At 40.5% G+C, this 1,934-nt stretch carries 3 protein-coding genes and 1 pseudogene; all 4 read right to left on the bottom strand.

What is annotated here, in order from left to right; all coding sequences use genetic code 11:
- Nucleotides 1-40: 40 nt before the first annotated feature.
- Complete coding sequence (locus CHH67_RS27260) at nucleotides 41-217, bottom strand: IS3 family transposase (RefSeq protein WP_425320456.1); 177 nt, start codon at nucleotides 215-217, stop codon at nucleotides 41-43.
- 80 nt (nucleotides 218-297) lie between these two features.
- A pseudogene (locus tag CHH67_RS27255) lies at nucleotides 298-666 on the bottom strand (DDE-type integrase/transposase/recombinase); the annotation flags it as partial.
- A gap of 193 nt (nucleotides 667-859) precedes the next feature.
- Nucleotides 860-1,045, bottom strand: coding sequence for a hypothetical protein (locus tag CHH67_RS26385; protein WP_218832085.1), 186 nt, complete (start codon nucleotides 1,043-1,045; stop codon nucleotides 860-862).
- Between the two features lie 267 nt (nucleotides 1,046-1,312).
- Nucleotides 1,313-1,934: stalk domain-containing protein (locus CHH67_RS24520; protein WP_144029320.1), on the bottom strand; the 622-nt coding region annotated here is incomplete at its 5' end.

Here is a 1,934-nt window from a genome sequence, read left to right as displayed (position 1 = left end):
TCTGGTCAAGACCCTATTTAATAGACATTGAAAAAAGACCCTAGGCTATAAACTGCTTTCGGAACTCTACCGGAGGCAGTTTATTTAGTTTTCGTTGTGGTCGATGTTGGTTGTAAAAATGGATATAGGCTTCAATTCGCCTTTGTGCCTCGTCCATATTTCGGATATCATAAGGATAGAGCCCTTCCGTTTTGAGATGCGAGAAGAAGCTCTCCATCGAGGCATTGTCATAACAATTCCTCGGCGAGACATGCTGATTTGGGCGCCAACCTTTGGCAGCATGTCGTGGTAGGCATAGGACGTGTACTGGAATCCCTGATCGCTGTGAACGATCAGTCCAGTCACGTTTTTTGTCTTGTTAAAGGCATTCTCAAAGGTCTGCAGCACCAGCAGATTGTCGTTTCTGTGGCTCATGTGATAGGCTACAATCTCATTATTAAACAGGTCTTTTACGGCAGAGAGGTAGATCCACGACTCACCTACACGGAATTGAGTGACGTTCGTAACCCATTTTTGGTTCGCTCTATCTGCTTTAAAGTCGCGCTTTAGCAGGCGTTTGGCAACACGTCCTTCGGTTGAAGAAGCGTTATTACATCGATGTTTACGCCGAATTCGTGAACGGATTCCAAGTGCTTGCATCAGCCGCAGCACTTTCTTATGATTCATCCAGATCTCGTGCTCCTGCAGCAGAACAACTGGATCTGACGGTAGCCATACACTCCGTTGTATTGGTCGTAAACCTTCTGTACAAGTGCCTTGTCCATTTGATCCCGATCTTGACCTTTGCGTTTGAGATAAGCATAGTAGCCACTTCTAGAGACGCCAAAAATCTTACAAAGAGCGCTCACTGAATACTCTTTCACGGCTTTCTCGACGCTAATATATCTTTCCGTTTCATCTCCTGCATCCAGATTTCCAAGCACTTTTTTAGCATTTCATTTTCTCGTTTCAGCCGGCTCATTTGTCGGTCTTGGTCAACATATTCGTCTCGTCTTCCACGATGATCGATGAGTCCAAACTCGCCGAATTCCTTGTACTTCTTCATCCAGTTTTTGAGACGATGTCTGTCTGTCATCCCAACTTCTCCATGATTCTGCGATAAGTCCAGCCTTCCACCAAGTGAAGATATATCACCTCCATCTTTGTCTCGTAGGAATACTTCTTAAACTTCTGACCTTTAATTGCTGGCATAAAAAATGCACCCCCTAGAATTTTATCGGATCAACCAGGGGGTTAATCCAATGTCTATTCTAAGGGGTGCACTTCACTCTGCTGAATGTCGTATTAACATATTTACGAATTTAAACCTTAACTACTCTACAACGATTTCAACCTCTGTTGACAATTCTACTCTGTCCTGTTCAATAAAGTAATCTGCGGATACACCTATTGTATATTTTCCTTTGGGTAAAGCAGCAGGATGAGTTGTACTGCTCATATATTCCTCTAAGTATTTATCTACCTCCGTGATATTGTTTTTGTGCAAGTGGTACTCTAAAAATAAATGCTGAGGAATTACTTGTATTTCTTCATCGCCTGGATTAAATTCGCTATTTACCGCCATCGAAGTTTTCATTTCTGATAACTTAAAGCCATCTGCATCTTCTAAATAATAAGTAATTAAGGGGGTTCCATGTTTAATACTTAACCGTTGATTTGTCAATGATTTTAAAGTTGACCATATCATGATAGGCTCACCGTATTTATATGTTGTTTTATTTGATAATAACTTTAATTCAAAGTCAGTGTTGTTTGTTTTTGAATGTAAGCTTGAACGAACCCTATCAATTTTATTGCTAGTAATAAAAACATTCTTCTGTTTCCCATCGAATCCCACTACTGCCCCCATATTCTCAGATATAAATCTTAAAGGAACAAATACTCTGTTTTTCACAACCATTAATTGTTCCATAGGTAATTCCTTTTTATTATCA

Origin of the sequence: Paenibacillus campinasensis (genome assembly GCF_002272015.1) — a bacterium.
In the GTDB taxonomy this organism is placed as follows: domain Bacteria; phylum Bacillota; class Bacilli; order Paenibacillales; family Paenibacillaceae; genus Paenibacillus_AQ; species Paenibacillus_AQ campinasensis.
Note: the sequence above shows the minus strand (reverse complement) of the source record. Positions and strands in the feature narration are given on the sequence as shown.